This is a genomic window from Actinokineospora iranica (assembly GCF_900101685.1).
Taxonomy (GTDB): Bacteria; Actinomycetota; Actinomycetes; order Mycobacteriales; family Pseudonocardiaceae; genus Actinokineospora; species Actinokineospora iranica.
This window is the reverse complement of sequence record NZ_FMZZ01000004.1, coordinates 225,689-249,088: the sequence shown is the minus strand read 5'-3', so window position 1 is coordinate 249,088 and position 23,400 is coordinate 225,689. Positions and strand designations below refer to the sequence as shown.

Genomic DNA, 23,400 nt, shown 5'->3' with positions numbered 1-23,400 from the left:
CTACTCGCCCGCCTTCGCCGCCGCCACCTGCCGCTTGGCGCGCAGGGTCGCGCCAGCGCCGAGGCCGAGGCCGAGCGCGCCGACGGCGAGACCGGCGCCGCCGAGCCAGCGGGCGGTGTTGTCCTCGCTGGTCGCGACGGCGGCGTCGGTGTGGCTGTCGGCGCCGGTGGACGTGGTGGCGGTGTGCCCGTCGCCATCGGGCTTGGTCAGCGCGACGACCGGCGCGGGGCGGTCGGGCTCTTCCGCGCCCGGGGCGGGCGGCGGGGCGTCCCAGGCCACGACCTTGCCGCTGTCGTAGGTCTGGATAGCCGGGATGACGAGCCGGTCGGTGTTCTCCGGGAGCGTGCCCGCGGAGACCTCGAACTCGCCGAACTCGCCTGGGCCGATCCGGGTGCCCTCGGTCGCCGTCCAGACGACCGAGGTGACCGCCTCGGTGATCTCGGCGCCGTGCACGGTGACCGGTGTCTTGAGCTTGGCCTTGGTGATCTGCGCGGTCCAGCCCGGGGTGGGCTTGGTGCGCACGGCGGTGAGCGGGTACTCCTCCGGCAGCTTGATCTCCAGCTTCACGGTGCCCGCCGCGTCGTCCTCGTTCGGGACCCGGAAGGTGATCTTGGTGTAGCCGCCCTGGGCCGCGGTCTCGCCGATGACCTTGGCGGTGACGTGGGCGGACGCGACGCCGGTGGTGAACAGGGCCGCTGTTCCGGTGGCGGCGAGCAGGACGCCCGCGCGGGCGATAAAGCGGTAAGTCGACATGGGGATTTGTCTCCTGAGGTACGCGAAGGGGCGAGCCCGGCGTGGGCTCGGTTCGGGGATGCGTGCGGTCAGGAGGTGAGCGGTGGGCCGCGGCGGCAGAGGACCTCGCGGAACACCACGGCGAGCAGGTGTCCGCGGCCGGTCTGGATCGGCGCGGGGCGCGGGACGGCGGGAGTCGGCGGCAGCGCCACCACCAGCGCCTGGACCAGCCCGGACACGGCGGCGGCGATCATCGCCAGCGCTGTCGACGCGCTGGTCAGCAGCGCCGCGCTCAGGACAGTGGCCACCGCGTGCGTGGCAAGCATCAGCCCACCGCCCGCGCCGGGGGCTTCCGGGTGCGCCGCCGTGACGTCGGTAAGCAGGACGTGCAGGCTGTACTGGCTCACGCCGAGCAGGGTCGCCATCGCGCACGGCCCGCCGCGCCGGTCGGCGACCGCGGTGCCCGCCCAGGCGACCAGCGCCGTGAGCACCAGGGTGACCGCGGCGTCCGGCACCCCGCCGCCCGCCATGCCGTGCGCGGCGACCGCCAGGGCCGACGACGAGAGCCCCAGCAGGACAGTCCGCACGGCGCGGAAAGCGCGCGGCGGTGTCGCTCGGCGAGGGCTCACAGCTCACCAGGGTAAGCGGCGTCGCGGTGTGCGCTGAACCACGTGCCGGGTAAAGAACCTGATCAGACGCCGAGCGCGTGCAGCAGCCGGTCCTCGATCCGGTCCAGTTCCGCGCTGACCGCCCGGTGCGCGGCCTTGCGGCGCGGGGTCGGCATCCGCTCAGCGGCCCGCACCGCCGCGGCGAGTTGCCGCAGCGTGCTTTCCGCGTCCTCGGCGAACGCCAGGTCCTCGGCCGGGACGTGCTGCTTGGCGCGCAACTCGGCCAGCCCGGTCGCCACGCCCGAGATGCGCGCGTGCAGCGCCCCGCCCCGGCCGGAGTACTGGCCGATGTCGTCCACCGACACGCCCAGCCTGCGGGCCTTGCGCCGGTCCCACTGCTCGCGCACCGCGGCCGCCCCGCGCACCACGAACGGGGTGACCACCGGGATCACCGCCGGGCCGATGACCTTGGCGATCGCGATCGCGTTCTTCGCCTTGCCCGGTGTGATCCGCGGCGAGCCGACCGCCTTGTTCCGCGCCATGTGTGCCTCCCGCGCTCGATGGGGAAGAACCTACTGGCGGTGATCGGCTCAGGCACATCGGCTCAGGCACATCGGCTCGGGCACATCGGCTCGGCCGGTTGGGCGGACTGTCCCAGGACTGTCGTCCCACGCAACTAAGCTGCACTGTGTGACTGCCAAGGTGCTCCTCGACGCCGGCGTGGTGAGCCGATGCAGGCGTCGGGTGCACCTCGAGCACGACCCGGCCATGCGCGACGCCCCGCGCGGGGCCCCCGATCCCACCGCTGAGCTGCGCAAAGGCGACGCCATGGCGCATCGGCGGATGGTCGCCGACCAGCTCGCCGAGCGGTTCGCCGGGGACTGGGTGGAGATCCCGGCCGGGTCCAGCGCCGAGCGGGAGGCGGCCACGGTCGAGGCGCTGGCGGCCGGGCACGCGTTCATCTGGAGCGCGCAGCCGCCGCGCGACCTCGACGGCGGCAGGCGTGGCACGATCGATCTGCTGGTCCGCACCTCGCACGGGTACGTGCCGGTCCTGGTGGTCCGGCACAAGGTCACCGACCCGGGCGCGGGCGCGCGCACGTCCCCGCTGGCCGACCTGGCGGTGATCGGGGGCAAGCAGGACGCCAAGCGCAAGGTCCGGCCGCAGCCGCGCGACCAGCTTCGGCTGGCCCACATCCGCAGGCTGTTGCAGGCAGGCGGGCACGCGGACGAGCGGCACGCGCTCGCGGGCGTGATCGGCCTCGAAGGCGATGTCGTCGTCTGGCACGACCTGGAGGCGCCGACCTGGCCGGGCGGGCGGACGGCGCTGGCCGAGTACGACGCCCGGTTCGCCGACCGGGTGGCGGTGGCGGACGCCGCGGCGACCGGCGGCGACCCGCTGGCCGAGCCGACGCGGATCGTGGAGTGCCGAAGCTGCCCGTGGTGGCCGGTGTGCGAGGCGACCCTGCTGGAGGCAAGGGACGTGAGCCTGGTCGTGCGCGGCGAGGACGCCGCGCTGCTGCGCGCGGCAGGCGTGCCGACGGTGGACGCGCTCGCGCGCGTCGACCCGCTGGACAAGGACGTGCCGCCGCTGGTCGGGATGCCGCTGGTGGACGCGGTGGGACTCGCGCGCGCCTGGCTCGCCGACTTGACGTTGGTGCGGCGCACCGAGCGGATCGGCGTGCCGCGCGCCGACGTCGAGGTCGACGTCGACATGGAGAGCTTCGGCGACGCGGGCGCTTACCTGTGGGGGGTGCTGCTCTCCGGCGTGGATATCGGCGAGCCGCAGGGCTACCGCGCCTTCGTCAGCTGGGACCCGTTGCCCACAGTGGACGAAGCGCGGTCGTTCGCCGAGTTCTGGCAGTGGCTGACCGCGGTCCGGAAAGCGGCGGCGGATCGCGGACTGACTTTCCGTGCTTACTGCTACAACGAGTTGGCGGAGAACCGCTGGCTCTTGGCGTCGGTGAAGCGCTTCGCTGGCCGCCCCGGCATCCCGGCCAAGCGCGAAGTCCTCGACTTCATCGAGTCCGACCAGTGGTTCGACCTGTTCGGCAGCGTCCGCGAGCACTTCCTGTGCTCGCACGGCAAGGGCCTCAAGACGATCGCCCCGGTGGCGGGCTTCAAGTGGCGCGACGACGAGGCCAGCGGCGAGAACTCGATGCGCTGGTACCGCGACGCGGTGGGCCTCGACGGCGGCGAGCCCGACCACGCCCAGCGCAAGCGGCTGCTGGAGTACAACGAGGACGACGTGCGCGCCACGGCCGCGCTGCGGGTCTGGATGACCTCGCCCGCGGTCACCGAGATCCCCTATGTGGGCGACATCTGAGCACGGGCGGCCTCCAATACGGTTGGCGGATAGCCGACTCGATGAGGAGCGCGAATGCCACAACAGGTCCAAGGCGTCATCGCCCGCGCTAAGGGGCAGCCGGTAAGCGTGGAGACGGTCGTGGTGCCCGACCCGGGGCCGGGTGAGGCGGTGGTGCGCGTCCAGTCCTGCGGGGTGTGCCACACCGACCTGCACTACCGGGAGGGCGGTATCAACGACGAGTTCCCGTTCCTGCTCGGGCACGAGGCGGCCGGGATCGTGGAGTCGGTCGGTGACGGCGTGGTCGACATCGCGCCCGGGGATTTCGTGGTCCTGAACTGGCGGGCGGTCTGCGGCCGGTGCCGCGCGTGCCGCAAGGGCAAGCCCTGGTACTGCTTCGACACGCACAACGCCGCCCAGCCGATGACGCTGGCCGACGGGACCCCGCTGTCGCCCGCGTTGGGCATCGGCGCGTTCATCGAGAAAACCCTCGTCCACAGCGGACAGTGCACGAAGGTCGACCCCGAGGTCTCGCCCGCCGCGGTCGGACTGCTCGGCTGCGGGGTCATGGCCGGACTCGGCGCGGCGCTCAACACCGGCGCGGTAAGCCGGGGCGACAGCGTCGCGGTGATCGGCTGCGGCGGCGTCGGCGACGCGGCCATCGCGGGCGCCCGGCTCGCGGGCGCGACGACGATCATCGCCGTCGACGTCGACCCGAGGAAACTGGAGTGGGCCAAGGGATTCGGCGCCACCCACACTGTCGACGCGACCGCCGCCGACTCGGTGGCCGCGATCCGGGACCTCACCGGCGGCTTCGGCGCCGACGTGGTCATCGAGGCCGTCGGCCGCCCGGAGACCTGGAAGCAGGCGTTCTACGCGCGTGACCTCGCGGGCACCGTCGTCCTCGTCGGCGTGCCCACCCCCGACCTGCGAATCGAGTTGCCGATGATCGACCTGTTCTCCCGCGGCGGCGCCCTCAAGTCGAGCTGGTACGGCGACTGCCTGCCCGCCCGCGACTTCCCCTACCTGGTCGACCTCTACCGGCAGGGCCGCATCGACCTCGACGCGTTCGTCTCCGAGACCATCGGCGTCGGCGACGTCGAGCAGGCGTTCGACCGGATGCACAGCGGCGACGTGCTGCGCTCGGTGGTGGTCTTCTGATGGACGACGCCCGCATCGACCACGTGGTCACCTCCGGCACGTTCAGCCTCGACGGCGGCACCTGGGAGGTCGACAACAACGTCTGGCTCGTCGGCGACGACCGCGAGGTCGTGATCATCGACGCCGCGCACGACGCCGACGAGATCCTCGCCGCCGTAGACGACCGCAGGGTCGTCGCGATCATCTGCACCCACGCCCACGACGACCACATCAACGCCGCGGAAGACCTCGCCAAGGTCACCGACGCGCTGGTCATGCTGCACCCGGCCGACGAGGAGCTGTGGCGGCACGTCTACCCCGACGACGACTTCGAGCCGCTGCACGACGGCCAGGAGATCGAGGTGGCGGGCGTCCTGCTGCAGATCCTGCACACCCCGGGCCACTCACCCGGCGGTGTCTGCGTCTACGCGCCGCAGTTGAACGCGGTGTTCAGCGGCGACACCCTGTTCGAGGGCGGCCCCGGCGCCACCGGCCGCTCGTTCAGCGACTTCCCCACGATCATCGACTCGATCACCGAGCGCCTGCTGGACCTGCCCCCGGAAACCATCGTCCACACCGGCCACGGCGACTCCACCACCATCGGCGCGGAAGGCCCGCACCTGGCGGAATGGATAGAGCGGGGGCACTGAGCTCCAGGACCGCCCAGGACTACCTCGGCGCCATGCGCAGCGAGCCGTCGAGGCGGATCACCTCGCCGTTGAGGTAGTCCTGGTCGATGATCGACAGCGCCAGGTTCGCGAACTCCTCCGGCTTGCCCAGCCGCTTCGGGAAGGGCACGCCCTCGGCCAGGGCGGCGCGGAACTCCGCGCTGACGGTGGCGAGCATCGGGGTGTCGATGATGCCGGGGGCGATGGTCAGCACCCGGATGCCGGAGGAGGCCAGGTCGCGCGCGGCGGGCAGGGTGAGGCCGACGATGCCGCCCTTGGACGCGGCGTAGGCGGCCTGCCCGATCTGGCCGTCGAACGCGGCCACGGAGGCGGTGTTGATGATGACGCCGCGGGCGCCGTGCTCAAGGGGCTCGGTCTTGGCGATCGCGGCGGCGGCCAAGGTGACCACGGTGAAGCTGCCGATCAGGTTGACCTCGACGACCTTGCGGAACAGGCCGAGGTCGTGCGGGCCCTTCTTCGACAGGATGCGCGCCGACGGCCCGATGCCCGCGCAGTTGACCACGAACCGCAGCGGCGCGCTGGCGCCGGACGCCTCGTCCACCGCGGCCTGGACCTGCTCGGGGTCGGTCACGTCGGTCGCGACGTAGGTGATGCCCTCGACCTTGGGGGCGTTGTCGACGGCCGCGGGCAGATCGAGCGCGAACACCGACGCGCCCTTGGCCGCGAGCGCCTGCGCGGTGGCGCCACCCAGGCCGGACGCGCCTCCGGTGACGATGGCCGCGGTCCCGTCGATCTGCATTGTCGCTTTCCCTTCGCCCGCGCCCGTGCGCCCTCGCACGGTCCTCGCGGACCGAGGTTAACGCCCGTTCAGCCCCGGCCCCACTCCGATGTGGCCGATCACGCCCTACCGGCGCATCGGGGGACAGATTTCGTCTATGGCGGCCAGGTCTTCCGCGGTGGGCCGCCACCGCGCCGCCCGCGCGTTCTCCAGGACCTGCTCGGGGGCGGTGGCCCCGGCGATCACCGAGCCCACCGCGGGCTGCGCGGCCAGCCAGCCGATCGCGAGCGTGGCCATCGTGATGCCCCGCTCCTCGGCGAACGCGCGCAGCTTCTCGATCCGGTCCCACGGCGCGTCGGCGAGCAGCCGCTGTCTGCCCGCTAATCGGCTGCCCTGCGGCGGCTCGACGTCGCGGGCGTACTTGCCGGTCAGCAGGCCGTTGGCCAGCGGGAAGTACGGCAGCACGCTCATCCCGAACTTCGCGCACGCGGGCAGCACCTCGCGTTCGGTCTCCCGTTCGAGCAGCGAGTAGTGGTTCTGGGAGGACACCAGCGGGCGCAGCCGCTCGGTCCGCGCGGTCCAGCCGACGTCGGCGATCTGCCATGCGGCCAGGTTGCAGACGCCCGCGTAGCGCACCAGGCCGTCGCGCACGAGGTCGTCCAGCGCGGACAGGGTCTCCGCGAGCGGGGTGCCCGGGTCGGGCCGGTGCAGCTGGTAGAGGTCGATCCAGTCGGTGCCGAGCCTGCGCAGCGACGCCTCGGCCGCCTGCCGGAGGTAGCGGCGGGAGCCGCGGGCGCCGAAGTCGGGGCCGTTGGCGCCCTGCATGTCGACGCCGAACTTGGTCGCGATGACCGCGTGGTCACGCCTGCCGGACAGGGCCTGGCCGAGCAGTTCCTCGCTGCGGCCGCGGGGCGCGCCGTAGACGTCGGCCACGTCGAACAGGGTCACCCCGGCATCCAGGGCGGTGTGGACCAGCGCCCGCGACCCGGCCAGCGACTCCGCGGCCGTTCCGGGTCTGCCCAGGTTGTTGCACCCCAGGCCGACGGCACTGACCACCAGTCCGGACTCGCCCAGGTGACGAAGCTCCACCCGACAAACCCTATGGGGGACGGTGCGTGCGAACCAGCACTATCCGTTAACCCGATCCAGACCCTCTAAAGGGGACTCGGTAGGGCAGGCTATGACGCATGAGCACGACACCCGAAGGCGATCCCGGGGCGGCGCCCCCGGGCTGGACCGCCGCCGACATCCCCGACCAGGTCGGCCGCACCTTCATCGTCACCGGCGGCAACAGCGGCCCGGGCTTCGAGACCAGCCGTGAACTGGCCCGCCGCGGCGCCCAGGTGATCCTCACCGCCCGCGACGCGGAGAAGGGCGCGGCCGCGGTCGCGGCGATCCTGGACGAGCAGCCCGACGCCCAGGTCGAGACCCGGCTGGTCGACCTCGCCGACCTCGACAGCGTCGAGGCGTTCGCCCGCACCGTCGAGCAGGTCGACGTCCTGATCAACAACGCGGGCGTGATGATGCCCCCGCGCGCGGAGAGCGCCCAGGGCTACGAGTCGCAGTTCGCCGTCAACCACCTCGCCCACTTCGCGCTTACCGCGATGCTGTTGGACGTGTTGAAGCAGGGTCGGGACCCGCGCGTGGTCACCGTTAGCTCTTACCTGCACAAGCGCGGCCGCATCCACTTCGACGACCTGCACGGCGAGCACAACTACTCCCGGACCGGCTACTACGCCCAGTCGAAGCTGGCGAACGTCGTGTTCGGCCTGGAACTGCACCGGCGCCTGCGGGCCAACGGCTTCGCGGTGGCCAGCGTCCTGGCCCACCCCGGGTACGCGGCGACCAACCTGCAGACGACAGGCCCGACGGGCGTCACCAAGCTGGCCCTGAAAGTCTCGAACCGGATCTTGGCGCAAGAGGCGGCCATGGGCGCGCTGCCGCAGCTTTACGCCGCCACCAACCCCGACGTCGAGAGCGGCCAGTTCATCGGCCCGGACGGGCGCAAAGAGCAGAAGGGCTACCCGAAGATCGTGTGGCCCCTGGAAGCCGCCCGCGACCGCGAGCTGGCCAAACGCCTCTGGGACATCAGCGAGGAACTCTGCGGCCTCAGCTTCGGCCTGGCCGTTCGCTGACCGCCGTCGACAGCGGCTCCCCGCGGCGCGGGGAGCCGCGGGCACCGCTCACCGCGCGTCGCGCGCCATCCGGTCGACCAGCGCCACGGACTCCTCCGGGTCGAGCGCCGCCCCGGTCAACGTGTCGAACGCGGTCACGCAGGCCTGGATCTCCGCCTCCTTCTCCAACAGCCACGACCCCGCGATGTGGTCGACGTGGACGATGTCGGAGTGGTCGGACCCGGGGAAACTGAGCAGGGCGAACGAGCCGGACAGCCCGAGCACCCCGTTCTGCTCGGCCGGGAGCACCTGGAACGTCACGCTGTCGAACTCGGCGAGCTTGACGATGTGGCTGAGCTGCTCGGCCATGAACGGGCCGTCCGCGCGCAGCACCCGCTCGTCGACGATCGCGTGCAGCAGCAGCGGCGGGTCCTCGGTGAGCCGCTGCCTGCGGCGCTCCTGCACGCTCAGCGCGTCCTCCCGCTCCGCCTCGGGCAGACCGGCGGCGAAACTCCGGCAGTACGCGGAAGTCTGCAAGAGCCCGTGCAGCATCCCGAGCTGGACGGACCGGATCGAGGACGCCTGCGCTTCCAGCGGGATGTAGCCGCGGTCGCTGAGCCCGTAGGCGCGCCACCACCCCTTCTGCTTCGCCTGCTCCCACATCGCCAGGTAGGGGTCCCGCTGGTCGTCGGGGACGCGGTAGAGGTCGAGCATCGCCCGAAGCTCGTGGAAATTGGGCATCTGGAACGTCTCGAGGCGGCTTACCTTGCGGTTGCTGAAACGCAGCCTCCTTCCGGCTTCCTCTTGCGTCATCCGGTTCCGCTGCCTGAGGTCGCGCAGGGCGCGCGCCAGCACTCGGACGCGGAGATTGGGTTCGCCTGTCATGCACACTCCTGGTGTCGGGGGTCCTCCGATCAGTGTCCGGCGGGAATTCGCTGGTCATGATTCCTGAACACGGTCCGACAGCCCGGCGGCGCGGGACGTGGGCGGCCAACTCCGCCACGGCGGATCAAAGCTGGGCCAAGAACTCACCCGGGACGACAAATCCCTGCTCAGAGCGTCGCGGCTCTAGCCCGCCCACCTACCTGTCCGTAGCATCCCCGTGTATGGATGCAACGGAGCAGCTTGCGGGTAAGCGGGTTCGTGCCACCGACGTGCTGCGGGCACTGCCGAGCATGACCTTCGACGGTCCGCGCATGGCCTTCGGCGCCATCGGGCTGCTCACGATGCGGCCTGCGGACCGGGAATCGATCGGCCACATCTTCCAGCGCGCCGCCGCCAAGCACCCCCAGCGCCCGTTCATCCGGTTCGAGGACCGCGAGATCACCTACGGCGAGGCGAACACGATCGTCAACCGGTACGCCGCGGTGCTCGCCGAGCACGGCGTGCACCCCGGCCACACCGTGGGCATCCTGGCGGGGAACCGGCCGGAGACCCTGCTCGCCGCGCTCGCCGCGGTGAAACTCGGCGCGGCCGCCGGAATGATCAACACCAACCAGCGCGGCGACGTCCTCGACCACAGCCTGCGCCTGCTCGACGGCACTGTCCTGGTCGTCGGCAGGGAGTACCGCGAGGCGCTGGCAGGCGTGGAGACGCGCAACGTCCTCGACCTCGACACGCTGGGCGACACCGCCCGGTCCTCGGCGAACCCGGACACGACCGAGCACATCATGGCGGGCAGCACCGCGTTCTACATCTTCACCTCGGGCACCACCGGCCTGCCCAAGGCCAGCGCCATGTCGCACTTCCGGTGGCTCAAGAGCATGACCGGCATCGGCGGCCTCGGCGTGCGCCTGCGGTCCAACGACACCCTCTATTGCTGTCTGCCGCTCTACCACAACAACGCGCTCACGGTGTCGCTGTCGTCGGTGCTGTCCGCGGGCGCCACCCTCGCCCTGGGCAGGTCGTTCTCCGCGTCCCGCTTCTGGGACGACGTCGTGCGCACCAAGTCCACCGCGTTCTGCTACATCGGCGAACTCTGCCGCTACCTGCTCAACCAGCCGGTCCGCGAGGCGGAACGCAAGCACAAGGTGCGCGTCGTCGTCGGCAACGGCCTGCGCCCGGAGATCTGGGACGAGTTCGCCAAGCGGTTCGGCATCCGCCGCATCGCCGAGTTCTACGGCGCCAGCGAGTGCAACCTGGCCTTCATCAACGCACTGAACATCGACCGCACGGCCGGAATGTGCCCCCTGCCGTTCGCGGTGGTCGAATACGACGCCGACACCGGCAAACCGCGCCGCGAGGGCGGCAGGCTGCGCAAGGTGAAGTCCGGCGAAGTCGGCCTGCTGCTCACCAAGGTCACCAGCCGCGCCCCCTTCGACGGCTACACCGACCCGGAGGCCAGCGAACGCAAACTGGTCCGCAACGGCTTCAAAGACGGCGACTGCTGGTTCGACACCGGCGACCTGGTCCGCAGCCAGGGCTTCAAGCACGTCGCCTTCGTCGACCGCCTCGGCGACACCTTCCGCTGGAAAGGCGAGAACGTCGCCACCACCGAGGTCGAAGGCGCCATCGGCGAGCACCCCGACGTCGACCAGGCCGTCGTCTACGGCGTCGCCATCCCCGGCACCGACGGCAAGGCGGGCATGGCCGCGGTGAAACTCCGCGACGGCGCCCACTTCGACGGCCCAGCCATGGCCGAACACCTCGCGGCCCGCCTCCCCAGCTACGCCGTCCCCCTGTTCGTCCGCGTCATCAAGGAGGTGGAGCAGACGTCCACCTTCAAATCCCGCAAGGTGGACCTCCGCGACGAGGGCTACTCGGACAAGGTCACCGACCCCCTCTACGTCCTCACCGACGGCAAGTACGTCGACTTCTACCCGTCGTACGCCCAGGAAGTGGCGGCGGGCAAGATCCGCGTGTGAACGCGTACGCGGCCCTCTTGCGCGGAGTGAACGTCGGCGGCCGCACCAGAATCGCCATGGCCGACCTCCGGTCCCTGCTGACCACCCTCGGCTACACCGACGTCCGCACGGTCCTGCAGAGCGGCAACGCGGTCTTCACCGCCCCCGAAACCGATCCGGCCACCCTGGAATCCACCATCGAGGAAGCCCTGGCGGCCGAACTCGGCCTGACCACCCGCTGCCTCATCCGCACCGGCCCCGAACTCCAGACAGTCCTAACCGCCCACCCACTTGCCGACGTGGCGGACAACGGCTCCAAGATGCTCGCGGTCTTTTTGTCCGCCACCCCAGACCCGGCTTTGGCCGCCGAACACGACCCGGTCGCTTTGGACCCGGACACCATCCGCATCGGCGACCGCGTCGTCTACCAGTGGTGCCCGGCCGGAATCGCCGAGGCCCCCGCCCTGGTCCCCTTCCTCGAACGGAAATGGCGCATCACCGCCACCGCCCGCAACTGGAACACCGTCACCAAACTCGCCGCCTTGACGTGAGGGGCGGAAGGCACGCCTGCGCTGGACCGCACCCCCTTGCCAGCCCCTCTCGCTCGACGTACAGTATTTTGTACGTCGAAGGGAGGGTGCTAGTGCGGACCATGAGCTACTCCGAGTCTCGCGCGAAGTACGCCGAGACGCTCGACTCGGTGGTCAACGACCGTGAAGAGGTCGTGATCACCCGTGCGGGGCATGAACCGGTCGTGATGGTGTCCCTTGACGACTACCAGTCGCTCAAGGAGACCGCCTACCTGCTGCGCAGCCCGGAGAACGCGCGTCGGTTGATCACGTCCATCGAGCGACTGGAGTCCGGCGGCGGGACACAGCACGAACTCGCTGAATGAAGCTGATCTGGGACGAGCACGCCTGGGACGACTACCTCTGGTGGCAGACCGAAGACCGCAAGGTCTTGCGGCGGATCAACGAGCTGGTCAAGGACATCAGGCGCAACGGCAACGAGGGAATCGGCAAACCGGAGTCCTTGAAGCACGGCTTTCAAGGCTATTGGTCGCGGCGGATCACCGACGAGCACCGACTGGTCTGCAAGATCGTGGAGGACGAGATCCGCATCGCTGCCTGCCGCTACCACTACGGCAAGTAGGTGGGCCCGCCGGTCAGCCTTCGCGGAGGCCGAGGCCGATGGGGCAGCTCACGCCGGTGCCGCCGATGCCGCAGTAGCCGTTGGGGTTCTTGGCGTCGCTGAGGTACTGCTGGTGGTAGTCCTCGGCGTAGTAGAACGGGCCCGTGGCGGCGACCTCGGTGGTGATCTGGCCGTGGCCCGCGCGGGTCAGGGCTTCCTGGTACGCGGTGCGGCTTTCCTCGATGGCCGCTTTCTGCTCGTCGTCGGCGTAGTAGGCGCCTGAGCGGTATTGGGTGCCCACGTCGTTGCCTTGGCGCATTCCCTGGGTGGGGTCGTGGCCTTCCCAGAAGACCTTCAACAGCGCCTCGTACGTCACCGCTGACGGGTCGAAGACGACCAAGACGGCCTCTGTGTGGCCGGTCAGACCGGAGCAGACCTCTTCGTACGTCGGGTTCGGGGTGTGGCCGCCGACGTAGCCGACCGCGGTCGAGTAGACGCCGGGGGTGCGCCAGAAGGTGCGTTCGGCGCCCCAGAAGCAGCCCATGGCGAAGACCGCGGTCTGGTGGCCTTCTGGGAACGGCGGCACGATGCGCCGGTCGGGGTGGACCGTGTGGTGGGTGGGGGTGCGGAGCGGGGTGGACCTGCCTGGGAGGGCTTGGTCCGCGTTTACCAGCTGGGTCTTGTCTCGCCCGAACAGCGCCATGACCCCACTGTACGTGGGTTGAGGGGTAACGAATCGGCTATCTCATCTCGGCCGCTTCTGGCCGCCGAGTACGGTTCTGGCTGGCTCGGTGGGGGAGAGAACGAGGTAGAGCAGCGATGATGACGGTCCACACCGCGGGGGTGTTGCCGCCGGACCGGCCGGTGGGCCACTTGTTCGAGTTGGCGGGTTGGACGACCGGGGTCACCCGGTTGGCCGAGGTGGCCGTCGTGATCGGCGGGATCGAGGCGAACCTGCACGTGGCGGAGTGCCCGACGGCGCCGGAGGGGGCGGTGCAGTGGCGGGCGCGGCCGAGTTCGCCGGTGCCGATGGGGACGAACTTGGTCGTGGTGCACGGGCCGGATCGCACGGTGGCGTTGACGCAGTGCGCGGTCGAGGTGGGCCGGTTGCCCGGTGAGGACCCGTTGTGGCTGGGTGAGCTGGAGTCCCCGGACGCGGCCAAGGTCGCTCTCGGCAACGTGGTGTATGTGTGCGGTTGGGCGTTGTTGAACGGCCGTGCGCCGAGTCTTGTCGAGGTGCTGGTCGAGGGCGGTGGCACGGTCCGCGCCCGGACGAGGCTGCCGCGCGAGGACGTGCCGGTGGAGTTCCCCGGGTTCGGCGAGGCCGCGATCAGCGGGTGGGAAGCGCGGGTGCCGGTCGATCTGGCCGCGGGTGAGGAGCGGACGCTGTCGGTGCGGGTGCGGTACCGCACCGAGGGGCAGGGCGAGTACCTGTCGCCGAGCCGGACGTTCACGCTGCGCAACCCGGCCGCCGACCAGGAGGACGCGGAGCTCGCCGACGAGTTGGCCGCGGAGACCGCCCGTGCGATGACCCGGGTCCACGCGGTCACCGACCCGCGGCACGTGCTCGTCTACACCCACAGCCTCGGCCTCGGCGGCGGCCAGCTGTGGCTCCAGCAGCTTTTGGAGGGCATGGTCAAAGACCACGGCTGGAAAGCCAGCCTGGTCAGCGAGACCGACGGCCCGTTGCGCGCCGACTGCGCTGAGCTGGGCATCCCGGTTCACGTGACCACGCACTACCGGCACTCGACGGTGCCGAACTACGAGGGGCACGTCGCCGAGCTGGCCCGGTTCGCGAAGTGCTCCGGCGCGGGGGTGGCGCTGGTGAACACGCTCGGCGGGTTCGTCCCGGCCGACGCGGCGAAGCGCGCGGGGCTGCCCACGGCGTGGGTCATCCACGAGAGCTTCTCGCTGCCGGACTTCGCCTACCAGAACTGGGGGGCGCTGAGCCCGCCGCCCGCGGTGTGGGCGCGGTGGGAGTCGACCCTCGCCGAGGTCGACATGCTGCTGTTCGTCGCGGACGCGACCCGCGAGATGTTCCTGCCCTACAGCAAGCCGGAGCGCTGCCGCACGGTCCGCTACGGCACGCCGATGTGGAAGCACGGCGGCCGGACGCGTCCCGAGGTGCGCAGGCAGGCCCGGAACTCGCTCGGGTTCACCGACGACGACGTGGTGCTGGTCAACATCGGGGTCGCCGAGTCCCGCAAGGGGCAGGGGCCGCTGATCAGCGCGATGGAGCGGGTCCGCGAGCGGCACCCGGAGGCGCGGCTGAGCATCGTCGGCCTGCACCCGTCGCCGTACGGGCTGGCGCTGGAGGACACGGTGAAGCGCGCGGGCCTGGAGAAGGCCGTGCACCTGGTGCCGGTGCAGCGCGACCCGACGCCGTGGCTGTACTCGGCGGACATCTTCGTCAACAGCTCCGACATCGAGTCCCTGCCGCGGTCGATCCTCGAAGCGGTGTGCTGCGGTGTGCCGGTCGCGGCGACCGACGTGTTCGGCGCGCGGGAGATGATCGTCGACGGTGAGACCGGCTGGTTGTTCGAGACCAACGACGTGGACGCGCTTACCGCGACCCTCTTGCGCGTGCTGGACACCAAGCCCGCGCGGCGCAAGGAGATGGCGCGGGCCGCGCACCGGAAGCTGGCCGACTGGCTGGACCCCGCGGGTTACGCGCGGGAGTACTCCGAGATCCTGACCGAGCTCGCCGCGCGCGGGCGCACGACCACAGGGGGCGACCTTGTCCGATGACCGGGCGCAGGGGACGGACGACCGGCTCGCCGAGCTGACCGAGCTGGTGGCAGCGCTTACCGAGGAGAACCGGGTCGCCGCCGCGCGAACGGAGGCGCTTACCGCCGACGTGGAAACCGGGCGGCGGGAACGCGACCTGCTGCGCGCGGAGCTGGCCGCTTGCCGCGAAGAGCGTGACCGGCTGCGTCTGCGGCTCCTCGACGCGGAGCTGGCGCTGGCCGCGGGCGACGTCGACGGTGAGGCGCCGAAGGCGGACGCCACGGACGCGCAGCGGGCGCAGCTCGCCGAGCACCGCGCGAGCGAGCTGGCGCGGGAGCTGTCCGCGACGCGGGAGACGGTGAGCTGGAAGGTGACCAAGCCGCTGCGCGCGGTGCGCCGCAAGATCGGGCAGTCGTGACCGGTCCCGACCTGTGCATGGTCTCCGCCGAGGGTGGGTCCGCGTTCATGGCCGAACTGCTCGACGTCGTCGCCGACACCGTGCGGCGCGTGGGCGGGCGGGCGCGGACAGCCGTCGGCAAGTTCCCCGACCCCGAGCCGGACACCGTCTACGTGGTGGTGCCGCACGAGTACTTCGTGGTCACCCCGGACGCGCACTACCCCAGCGCCGAGCTGTGCCGCCGGACCATCGGGTTCTGCGTGGAGCACCCGGGCACGGCGACCTTCGAGCGCAGCGCGGGCCTGGTGGGGAGCTTGGCCGCCGCGGTCGACATCAACGAGACCTCGGCCGCCGAGTTGCGCGCCCGGGGCATCGACGTGGAGCTGTTCCAGCTCGGCTACAGCCCGCTGTGGGACGCCTGGGGCGGCGACCCGGACAGTCCGCGCGACATCGACGTCACTTACCTGGGCACCGCTGAGCGCCGTCGGTCGGTGCTGCTCGGCTCGTACGCGCAAGACCTGGAGGGTCTTGACGCGCGTCTGCTGACGCCGCCGCACGAGATGATGGACTCCGCGCGGGTCGACTTCCTGCCGGGCAAGGCCAAGCACGAGCACCTGGCGCGGTCGCGGTTCCTGCTGAACCTGCACCGCGAGCAGAAGCAGACCCTGGAGTGGGTGCGCACGCTGGAGGCGATGTGCAACGGCGCCGTCGTGGTCAGCGAGCCCGCCACCGAGGTCGAGCCGCTGGTCCCCGGCGAGCACCTGGTGCTGGCCCGGTCCGGGTCGCTGGGCGCGGTCGTCGCCGCGCTGGCCGAGGAGCCCGAGCGGGAGCGCGGCCTGCGGCAGGCCGCCTACGAGTTCGTCAAGCGGCTCGACACCGCGCGCTCGGCCCGCACGCTGGTCGAGTTGGCCGCCACGGTCCTCGACGGCCGGGCGACGCCGCCGCCGGTGGCGGTGGAGTCCGCCCGCGCGCTGGCGGGGGCGCTGCGGTCGCCGGAGAACGCGCTGGCGATCGACACGCCGTCGTGGGATGTGCGGTTCGAGGGCGACCGGACGGTGGCCGACCCGGCCGCGCCCGCGGCGTCGGGGGCGGCGGGTCGGACGGCGCAACAGGCGGCGACGGCTCGCCTGCGCGCCGAGAGGCACTGGGTCCCGGCCGCTACCGGAAGGCTCTTCGCCGACGCCGAGCGCGTGGACGTCGACGTCTTGATCGTGCGCAGGCCGGGCGAGGTGGACCCGGACGACTTGGTCAACGACATCCTGGTCGGCACTGTCCTGCCCAAGAGGGTGCTGGTTTGCGAAGACGGCGTCGTGCCGCTGAGCAAGCCCCGCCCAGTGGACCTGCTGACCCATGCGGCGCCGATGGGCCGCGGGGTGGGCCGCAACGCGCTGTTGGCGCGGTCGTCGGCGGAGTGGCTGTTGGTGCTCGACGGCGGCACGCGCGCTTCCCGGTTCCTGTTAGAGCGCTTCTGGTCCGCCACCGGCTCGGCCGACGTCGTGCACTGCCCGGTGGGGGACCCGGTCGACGGCCTGGTCGGCGCGCTGCCGCCGGAGGACCGCCGACTCCGCACGATCCCGTATCTGGGTAGCGGATACCTGGTTCGGCGCGCGGTGGTCGACCGGATGGGCGGCTGGTCGGAAGACCCGCACTTCGACGGCCTGGAGGACCACGTGTTCTGGCGCGCGGTCGCCGCGGGCGGGGTGGCGAGCGCGCTGGTGCAGCAGGTGCTGCTGCGCCGGACCCGGCCGGACCCGCCCGCCCGGCCGCTCGACCTGGACCCGCGCCGGGTCTGGGCAGCGGTTACCGCCCAGTCGGAGGGTCGGAAACCCGGGGAGTGACGATCTCGCGTAACCGATTCACCGACTAGGTCACGAGTTGACCCTCGCGGGTCAACCGCGAGCACGAACCGTGCACAATATGCAAGCTCCGGTGCGTCGTGTCAGGACAAGACGCGGTCGGCCGGGATAAAAGGGGAAGGGGCCACAGCGTGTCCTGGCAGGAGGAACTGCGCGCACTCGACGAGGAGCTGGCGACCGGACGGCTCTCGGCTGACGAGTACCGCGTCCGTCGCGACCACGTCCTCTCATCGGCCGCGGGCACACCGTCATCGGCTCCGGCGCCGCCGCCGGTGACCACCCAGAGCGAGCAGACTCAGACGATCCAACCGGTCAGCCCGCCGCAGGGGCAGCCCGTCCCGCCGGTCCAGGGGGAGAACCCGGACAAGACCCAGGTCGTGAACGTCGGCGAGGTCGAGCGGACCCAGGTCGTCGGCGGATGGCAGACCGACCGCCCGCACCAGAGCGGTGAGGCCGAGCGCACCCAGGTCGTGCCGGGTGTCCCGCCGCAGCACCAGCAGTACCCGGGCGGCGGTTACCCGCAGCAACAGCAGCAGAACCCGTGGGGCCAGCCGCCCCCGCCGCAGCAGCAGCCGGACGAGATGAGCCCGCCGTGGCAGGGCGCCGAGTTCCCGCCGCTCGCGGTGTCCGGCAGCCCGGACTGGGTCCGGCAGGGCCCGGAGGTCTTCGACGACAGCGCGTCCTCCGGCGGCAAGCGCGGGCTGATCATCGGCCTGGTCGTGCTGGTGCTGGCCGGTCTCGGCGTCGGCGCGTACTTCATGTTCTCCGGCAAGGACGAGGAGCAGCCGCCGGTGGCGCAGCAGACCTCGCAGCAGCCGCAGAAGCCGACCACCACGACCAAGCCGCGGCCGACCGACCCGAACGTGGCCCTGTTCGAGGACATGCCGAACCCGCCCGCGAGCCAGCAGAAGGACGGCAAGGTCGCCGACGTCGCCGAACTGGTCTCGCTGAAGCTGATCAGCCAGGCCGAGGCGGACCTGCTGACCACGGCCGGGGTGACCAAGGCGCCGTGGAAGTCCGCGGTGCGCAAGGCGCCGGAGGAGGGGCCGACCGCGGACGCGCTCCAGGCGATCGTCATCCCGACCAAGAGCCCGGCCGACGCGCAGAAGCTGCTCACCGACCTGCGCACGGCGCAGGAGGGCGCGGGCATGATCTTCATTCCCGAGCCGCTGCCGAACATGCCGCCGAGCGTGGTGTTCGAGAAGCTGGTCGTCGCCGAGCAGGCGATCTACCGGGGCCTGTACGTGTCCGGCTCCAACGTGGTGCGGATCAACGCCGTGCAGACGCCGTTCGAGAACGAGGCGTCGCTGAGCGGCAGCTACCGCAACCACACCGAGGCGATGCTGCGGGCTTTCCCTGCCGAGTAAGGCACCTGACCGTCGCCGCCCGTCACCTGCGGGGATGGGCGGCGACGGTCGCCGCCATCCGGTCCACGAAACCGGGGTTGGTCACCGGGCTGACCCCGGCGGCGAGGTGCCGTTCGACGACCTCGATGACCACGGTGTCGGCGGGAATGAGCCGGTCGGCCACCGCCTGGGTGTCCTTGGTGAGCTGCTCGACGTGGGTGATCGTGATGTCAGCGAAGACCGCGGAGAGGTAGCCGGTGGCGAAGCGGGTGTAAGAGTCCGCGAGCATCGCGGTCTTCGCGGGGATCATCCCCGGACCCGCCGTGCGCTGGAAAGTCAGCGTGGTGCGGAAGTCGCCGCTGATCCAGTTCGTGCGGTCGCCGTCGCCGCCGTCGGGTGCGAGCCCGAGCATGGGGGCGCGGTTCTGCCCGGTGGCGCCGATCAGGTTGGGCAGGTCGGCCGGGCCCTGCCAGTCGCGGCCCGGCAGCACTTTCCAGGACCCCGCCGCGCCCGGGTTCAGCACGTTGGTCAGGGCGCGGGTCATCAGCAGGCCGCCCTCGAAGGTCCAGTGCGTGTCCTGCTCGAAGTACAGCGGGTGGTTGACCCGCTCGGATTCCTGGCGCAGCAGGCCGCGCAGGTCGACCACGCCGCGCTCGGCGCTCATCGCGCGCCAGAACTTGTCGCTCGCCTTCGCGGCGCAGTCTTTGCCCGCGTACTGCTTCGGCAGGTAGAACGGCTCGATCGTGGTCTTGTCCGGCGCGATAACCAGCACAAACCGGCGGCCGGACTGTTCTACCGCGTCGCGTAGCCGGGCGATGTTGGCCACGACGTCGGCGAGCGGCTGCGACGGCTCGCACTTGCCCTGCACGTCGTAGCCCAGGTACAGCCAGTCGTCGCGGCCCTCGATCACTGACTGGTAGCCATTGGCGACTACCTCGGTGTCGCGTTCCTGCCGCTGCGGCGCGGGCGGCTGGCTCGTCGGCGGCGGCGCCACGGGCCCCACCGGCTGCTGTGTGTCCCGGCCGAGCCGAGGGCGTTCGCCGAAGATTTCGCGGCTGACCCAGTCGGACACGGCGATCGCGTCCGCCTTGAACGACAGGTGGTCGTTCGCCCAGGCAGACAGGTTCGGTAAGAACTGCCAGCCGTCGAGGGGACTGGGGAAGTCGGCGAGGCGGCGGTTCTCCGTTGTCTGCGGTGAGCCGAAGACCGGCAGTGCGACGAGCGGTGCGAAGAAGAACACGATCATGCTGGCCAGTGCCAGCCGCTGGGTGCCGTGTCGCGGGCGGTAGAGCGAGTGCTCCCTGGGCAGCCACGACTCGTGGACCGGCGGCAGTGTCCTGGCCTCGGCCCTGCCCTCGGCGTGCTCAGTGCTCGACACGTCGACCCCCCTTGCGTCGCTGATCACGGTAGCCCACACGGGTGAGCGGCCGACACGTGTCGAACGATCACGCGGAGGCCGCGTGTGGAGCGCACCACGTCCCCGGTTATTCGCTTTCCAGTTGTTCGGTAAGCATCGAACATGGGGTGGTGCGTAACAACCAAGCGGTCACCCTTGCCACGGTTCTACTCGCCGTCCTGATGTTCCCGATCACCCTTACCGGGGCATCGATAGCACTGCCCGACATCCGTGAGGCGCTGCACGGCGACCTCGCCGCCGTGCAGTGGGTCGTCAACGCCTACAACACGACCTTCGCGGGCTTCATGCTCGCCGCGGGCGGCCTCGCCGACATCCTCGGCAGGCGGCGCGTGTTCGCCTTCGGCACCGCGCTGTTCGCCGCGGGCGGCCTGCTCAGCGCGGTCGCGCCGAACCTGCTGCTCCTCGACGTCCTGCGCGGCGTCTCCGGCATCGGCGCGTCCGCGGCCGCGACCAGCGCCATGGCGATCCTGTCCAACGCGTTCACCGGAGCGGCGCGCGCCAGGGCGTTCAGCCTGTTCGGCGTCGCGATCGGCTTCGGCCTGGCGTTCGGGCCGTCGCTGTCGAGCCTGCTGATGACGACGCTGGGTTGGCAGGCCGTGTTCTGGCTGCCCGCGGCGGTGGGCGTGGTGTCGCTGCTGCTGACGCCGCTGCTGCCGGAGTCGCGCGACCCGGCAGCGCGCCGCGTCGACTGGGCGGGCACGGTCACCTTCACCGCGGGCCTGCTGCTGGTCATCACCGGGTTCATCGAGGGGCCCGCGCTGGGCTGGGGGAGCCCGCTCGTCGTGGTCGCGTTCGCCGCGGGGGTGCTGCTGCTGGCCGGATTCGTGGTGGTCGAGCGGCGGGTCGCGCAGCCGATGTTCGACTTCGACCTGCTGCGCACACCCCGGTTCGTGGCCGCGGCGCTCGCGGCGGCGGCGTTCGTGACGGTGATGGTCCCGCTGATCGTGTACCTGCCGTCGTACCTGACTTCCGTGATGGGGCAGAGCCCGCGGGAGGCGGGCGCGACGCTGATCCTGATGACGGCGCCGATCCTGGTGCTGCCGCTGGTTGCCGGTGCGCTCACCCGGCTCGTTCCGGAGAACGCGGTGCTGCTTACCGCGCTCGCGTTGCTCGGTCTCGGGCTGGTCTGGCTCACCACCATCAGCGCGGACAGCACCGCCGCGGGGCTGGCGGGACCGCTGCTGACCATGGGCGCGGGCGTCGGCCTTTCCACCGGACTGGTAGACGGGATGGCGCTGAGCAGCGCGGGCCCTGGCCGGTCCGGCGCGGCTTCCGGCATGTTCGGCACGTCCCGGCTGGCCTTCGAGACCATCGGCATCGCCGTGATCGGCTCCATCCTCGCCTCGGGGACCGAGGGGCGGCTGGCGGGCGCCGGGTACACCGAGGCGCTGCACCTGTCGCTGTGGCTGATGGCCGCGCTGATCGCCGCCGTGATCATCCTGTTCGCCACGCTGACCAGGCGGTCCGCGCGGGCGCTCGCGGCTGCCGCCTGAGCGCGGCGGGGTCCGGCGGAGTTATCCACAGGGCTTGTCCACATGTGCACAAGTGTTCGATAGCCTGGCTGTGGTTCCATTCGGTGATTCGTCGGGCAGGGGAGTCCGTGAGGGGGTGTCCAGTGGTGTCGACCGCGATGGCCGCTGAGGTTCAGCGGGCCGAGACCGTCCCGCCGGGCAGGCGGCCTGCCAGGTCGCTGGTCCCGCCGGTGGCCGCGGTGCTCGGCGGCACGCTGCTGATCGCGCTGCACGCGCTGGTCTACAGCTACTGGCTGGTCGACGACGCGGCCATCACCTTCAGCTACGCCCGCAACGTCGCCGACGGGCTCGGGCCGGTGTTCCAGCCGGGGGCCGAGCCGGTGGAGGGGTACTCGAATCCCGCCTGGCTGGCCCTGCTGGTCATCGGGAAGTGGCTGGGCCTGTTCGACCACGGCGCGATCTTCGGTATCCCGGACTACGTGCTGTTCCCGAAGGGCGTGGCGCTGCTGTGCTGCGTCGGCATCCTCGTCGCGTTCTACTCGGCGGCGCGGGTGGTGTCGCGGCACCCGGCGTGGGTGACCTTCGGCGCGGGCGCGCTGCTGGCGGCGGTCCCGTCGTTCGTGATCTGGTCTTTCTCCGGGCTGGAGAACTCGCTCTACGGGCTCGCCGTGGCCGCGTTGGCGTGCGGGCTGGTGCGGGCTGTTGCGCGCGACCAGACGCTGGCCTGGAAGGTCGCGGTAACCGCCGGGCTGTTGGCCGCCCTGGCGGCGCTGACGAGGCCGGACGGCCTCATCTACTGCGCCGTGTACCCGCTCGTGGTGCTGCTCCACTTCGACCGAGGGGCCGTCCTGGCGCGGGTTCGGGCGGTCGGGTTGTCCCTCGCGGCGTTCGCCGTGCCGGTGGGGGCCTATTTCCTGTGGCGCAAGGCCGAGTTCGGGATCTGGCTGGCCAACACCGCCGTGTCGAAGCGGCAGGGTTTCCCGGAACTCGCGTTCTTCGGGCGGGCCGGGCTGCTGCTGGCCTACGCGGGCGCGTTGGCGGTGTTGACGCTGGCGTTGTGCGTGGGCATCGCGCTGACGCGGTCGGCGGTGCTGCGGAACGCGATCGTCACGCTGTTGGTGCCGCTGGCGTTGGCGATCGTCGCCTACGCGCTGCTGGAACCGGACTGGATGGGCGAATACCGGTTCGCGACCCCGGTGTGGGTGCTGGCGGCGTTCGTCGCGGCGGTGTCGGTGGGCGCGGTGCTGGAGCACGCGGGGGTGCGCGGGCGTATCGCGACCGTGGGCACGCTGGTGCTGGTGATGATCCCGGCCGGTGACGGGTTCGTCGCGGCGGCGCAGAAGTTCCGGGACAACCCGAGCGTGCCCATGTGCGGTGTGGCGACCCGGTATGGGCGGGCGTTCAACGGATATGCCGATGTGCTGGGTATCCGCGAGGGGACGTTCGTCGCACCCGATATGGGCGGCGCGGGGATGACGAGCAGGCTCGCCCTGGTCGACATGGTGGGCCTGGTCGACAGGCGGCTCGGCGCGCTGTGGGGCCAGTGGGACATGCCCGGGATCAGGGACTACATCTTCGACGAGGTCAAGCCGACGTTCATCCACTCGCACACGGTGTGGAGCGATCACACCGGCCTGCTCGCCGACCCGAGGATGATGCGCGACTACGAGGTCGTCTACACGACCAACTACGGGCCGGAGACGCTCGGCCGCGCGGGACTCGACGGCGACTTCGTCCGCAAGGACGCGGTCCAGAGCCCGGAGAAGCTGCAAGCCGTGCGCGAGTACGCGGTGCGGAAGATGCGGCCCGCTGAACACATGAGTGGGCTGTCACCACTGGGCAAGTGCGGTGAGACGTTATCCCCGGGGCAGCTTCCGTGGCCTGCGACACCCAACTGAGGCACACG

22 protein-coding genes are annotated in these 23,400 nt (G+C 71.2%); 14 read left to right on the top strand and 8 right to left on the bottom strand.

The features are described from left to right. The 3 genes from BLS56_RS11150 to BLS56_RS11140 all read right to left on the bottom strand — a co-directional run bounded on the left by BLS56_RS11150 (position 1) and on the right by BLS56_RS11140 (position 1,882). Positions 1-753 carry a YcnI family copper-binding membrane protein gene (locus tag BLS56_RS11150; protein ID WP_091449909.1) on the bottom strand — a complete coding sequence of 251 codons (753 nt, stop codon included), beginning with the start codon at positions 751-753 and terminating at the stop codon, positions 1-3. 68 nt (positions 754-821) lie between these two features. Next, positions 822-1,361: a hypothetical protein gene (locus BLS56_RS11145; protein WP_139190611.1), complete on the bottom strand. Its 540-nt coding sequence runs from the start codon at positions 1,359-1,361 to the stop codon at positions 822-824. A 62-nt stretch (positions 1,362-1,423) separates the two neighbouring features. Next, the gene (locus BLS56_RS11140) at positions 1,424-1,882 is read right to left on the bottom strand and encodes a DUF6474 family protein (protein WP_091449907.1); all 459 of its coding nucleotides are present in this window, start codon (positions 1,880-1,882) and stop codon (positions 1,424-1,426) included. 148 nt (positions 1,883-2,030) lie between these two features. Here BLS56_RS11140 and BLS56_RS11135 point away from each other — a divergent pair, with 148 nt between their 5' ends. The 3 genes from BLS56_RS11135 to BLS56_RS11125 are packed head-to-tail and all read left to right on the top strand — an operon-like array spanning position 2,031 to position 5,434. Next, positions 2,031-3,665: a TM0106 family RecB-like putative nuclease gene (locus BLS56_RS11135; RefSeq protein WP_091449906.1), complete on the top strand. Its 1,635-nt coding sequence runs from the start codon at positions 2,031-2,033 to the stop codon at positions 3,663-3,665. A 54-nt stretch (positions 3,666-3,719) separates the two neighbouring features. After that, positions 3,720-4,805, top strand: coding sequence for an S-(hydroxymethyl)mycothiol dehydrogenase (locus tag BLS56_RS11130; protein WP_091449905.1), 1,086 nt, complete (start codon positions 3,720-3,722; stop codon positions 4,803-4,805). Continuing rightward, positions 4,805-5,434, top strand: coding sequence for an MBL fold metallo-hydrolase (locus tag BLS56_RS11125; protein ID WP_091449904.1), 630 nt, complete (start codon positions 4,805-4,807; stop codon positions 5,432-5,434). Before BLS56_RS11130 ends, BLS56_RS11125 begins: the two co-directional genes overlap by 1 nt. Positions 5,435-5,453: 19 nt before the next feature. Here the strand turns inward: BLS56_RS11125 and BLS56_RS11120 are convergent, their stop codons facing one another. Together BLS56_RS11120 and BLS56_RS11115 are read right to left on the bottom strand one after the other, a co-directional pair. Beyond that, entirely contained in the window at positions 5,454-6,212 is a 759-nt protein-coding gene (locus BLS56_RS11120) for an SDR family NAD(P)-dependent oxidoreductase (RefSeq protein ID WP_091449903.1), read from the bottom strand. 105 nt (positions 6,213-6,317) lie between these two features. Next, a complete protein-coding gene (locus tag BLS56_RS11115) occupies positions 6,318-7,280 on the bottom strand; it encodes an aldo/keto reductase (RefSeq protein WP_091449902.1) in 963 nt (320 codons plus the stop codon). Positions 7,281-7,378: 98 nt separating this feature from the next. Between BLS56_RS11115 and BLS56_RS11110 the strand changes: the two genes are divergently transcribed. Beyond that, positions 7,379-8,326, top strand: a complete 948-nt coding sequence (locus BLS56_RS11110) for an oxidoreductase (protein WP_091449901.1) — start codon at positions 7,379-7,381, stop codon at positions 8,324-8,326. 48 nt (positions 8,327-8,374) lie between these two features. Here BLS56_RS11110 and BLS56_RS11105 read toward each other — a convergent pair whose 3' ends face one another. Beyond that, positions 8,375-9,190 (bottom strand): helix-turn-helix domain-containing protein, encoded by an 816-nt coding sequence (locus BLS56_RS11105; protein ID WP_091449900.1) that lies wholly within the window; start codon positions 9,188-9,190, stop codon positions 8,375-8,377. Positions 9,191-9,411: 221 nt separating this feature from the next. Here BLS56_RS11105 and BLS56_RS11100 point away from each other — a divergent pair, with 221 nt between their 5' ends. From BLS56_RS11100 to BLS56_RS11085, 4 genes are all read left to right on the top strand, one after another. Then, complete coding sequence (locus tag BLS56_RS11100; RefSeq protein ID WP_091449899.1) at positions 9,412-11,169, top strand: long-chain-acyl-CoA synthetase; 1,758 nt, start codon at positions 9,412-9,414, stop codon at positions 11,167-11,169. Beyond that, positions 11,166-11,699: a DUF1697 domain-containing protein gene (locus tag BLS56_RS11095; RefSeq protein WP_091449898.1), complete on the top strand. Its 534-nt coding sequence runs from the start codon at positions 11,166-11,168 to the stop codon at positions 11,697-11,699. Before BLS56_RS11100 ends, BLS56_RS11095 begins: the two co-directional genes overlap by 4 nt. Before the next feature lie 101 nt (positions 11,700-11,800). Then, positions 11,801-12,043, top strand: a complete 243-nt coding sequence (locus tag BLS56_RS11090) for a type II toxin-antitoxin system Phd/YefM family antitoxin (RefSeq protein ID WP_228771550.1) — start codon at positions 11,801-11,803, stop codon at positions 12,041-12,043. Continuing rightward, positions 12,040-12,300 carry a Txe/YoeB family addiction module toxin gene (locus tag BLS56_RS11085; RefSeq protein ID WP_091449896.1) on the top strand — a complete coding sequence of 87 codons (261 nt, stop codon included), beginning with the start codon at positions 12,040-12,042 and terminating at the stop codon, positions 12,298-12,300. Before BLS56_RS11090 ends, BLS56_RS11085 begins: the two co-directional genes overlap by 4 nt. A 13-nt stretch (positions 12,301-12,313) precedes the next feature. On the opposite strand, the gene msrA is transcribed toward BLS56_RS11085, so the two are convergent. Continuing rightward, complete coding sequence (gene msrA, locus BLS56_RS11080; protein ID WP_091449895.1) at positions 12,314-12,982, bottom strand: peptide-methionine (S)-S-oxide reductase MsrA; 669 nt, start codon at positions 12,980-12,982, stop codon at positions 12,314-12,316. A gap of 119 nt (positions 12,983-13,101) precedes the next feature. Between msrA and BLS56_RS11075 the strand changes: the two genes are divergently transcribed. The 4 genes from BLS56_RS11075 to BLS56_RS11060 all read left to right on the top strand — a co-directional run bounded on the left by BLS56_RS11075 (position 13,102) and on the right by BLS56_RS11060 (position 18,626). Continuing rightward, positions 13,102-15,027 (top strand): glycosyltransferase family 4 protein, encoded by a 1,926-nt coding sequence (locus tag BLS56_RS11075; RefSeq protein ID WP_228771549.1) that lies wholly within the window; start codon positions 13,102-13,104, stop codon positions 15,025-15,027. Next, a complete protein-coding gene (locus tag BLS56_RS11070; RefSeq protein ID WP_091449893.1) occupies positions 15,017-15,424 on the top strand; it encodes a hypothetical protein in 408 nt (135 codons plus the stop codon). Before BLS56_RS11075 ends, BLS56_RS11070 begins: the two co-directional genes overlap by 11 nt. Then, the gene (locus tag BLS56_RS11065; RefSeq protein ID WP_228771548.1) at positions 15,421-17,241 is read left to right on the top strand and encodes a glycosyltransferase family protein; all 1,821 of its coding nucleotides are present in this window, start codon (positions 15,421-15,423) and stop codon (positions 17,239-17,241) included. Before BLS56_RS11070 ends, BLS56_RS11065 begins: the two co-directional genes overlap by 4 nt. A gap of 149 nt (positions 17,242-17,390) precedes the next feature. Beyond that, positions 17,391-18,626 (top strand): flagellar basal body-associated FliL family protein, encoded by a 1,236-nt coding sequence (locus BLS56_RS11060; RefSeq protein ID WP_091449892.1) that lies wholly within the window; start codon positions 17,391-17,393, stop codon positions 18,624-18,626. 22 nt (positions 18,627-18,648) lie between these two features. Here the strand turns inward: BLS56_RS11060 and BLS56_RS11055 are convergent, their stop codons facing one another. Then, positions 18,649-19,983 carry an alginate O-acetyltransferase AlgX-related protein gene (locus tag BLS56_RS11055; RefSeq protein WP_139190610.1) on the bottom strand — a complete coding sequence of 445 codons (1,335 nt, stop codon included), beginning with the start codon at positions 19,981-19,983 and terminating at the stop codon, positions 18,649-18,651. A 149-nt stretch (positions 19,984-20,132) separates the two neighbouring features. Between BLS56_RS11055 and BLS56_RS11050 the strand changes: the two genes are divergently transcribed. Together BLS56_RS11050 and BLS56_RS11045 are read left to right on the top strand one after the other, a co-directional pair. Next, the gene (locus BLS56_RS11050; RefSeq protein WP_091450064.1) at positions 20,133-21,515 is read left to right on the top strand and encodes an MFS transporter; all 1,383 of its coding nucleotides are present in this window, start codon (positions 20,133-20,135) and stop codon (positions 21,513-21,515) included. Between the two features lie 137 nt (positions 21,516-21,652). After that, positions 21,653-23,392, top strand: coding sequence for a hypothetical protein (locus BLS56_RS11045; RefSeq protein ID WP_091450063.1), 1,740 nt, complete (start codon positions 21,653-21,655; stop codon positions 23,390-23,392). Positions 23,393-23,400: the final 8 nt, after the last annotated feature.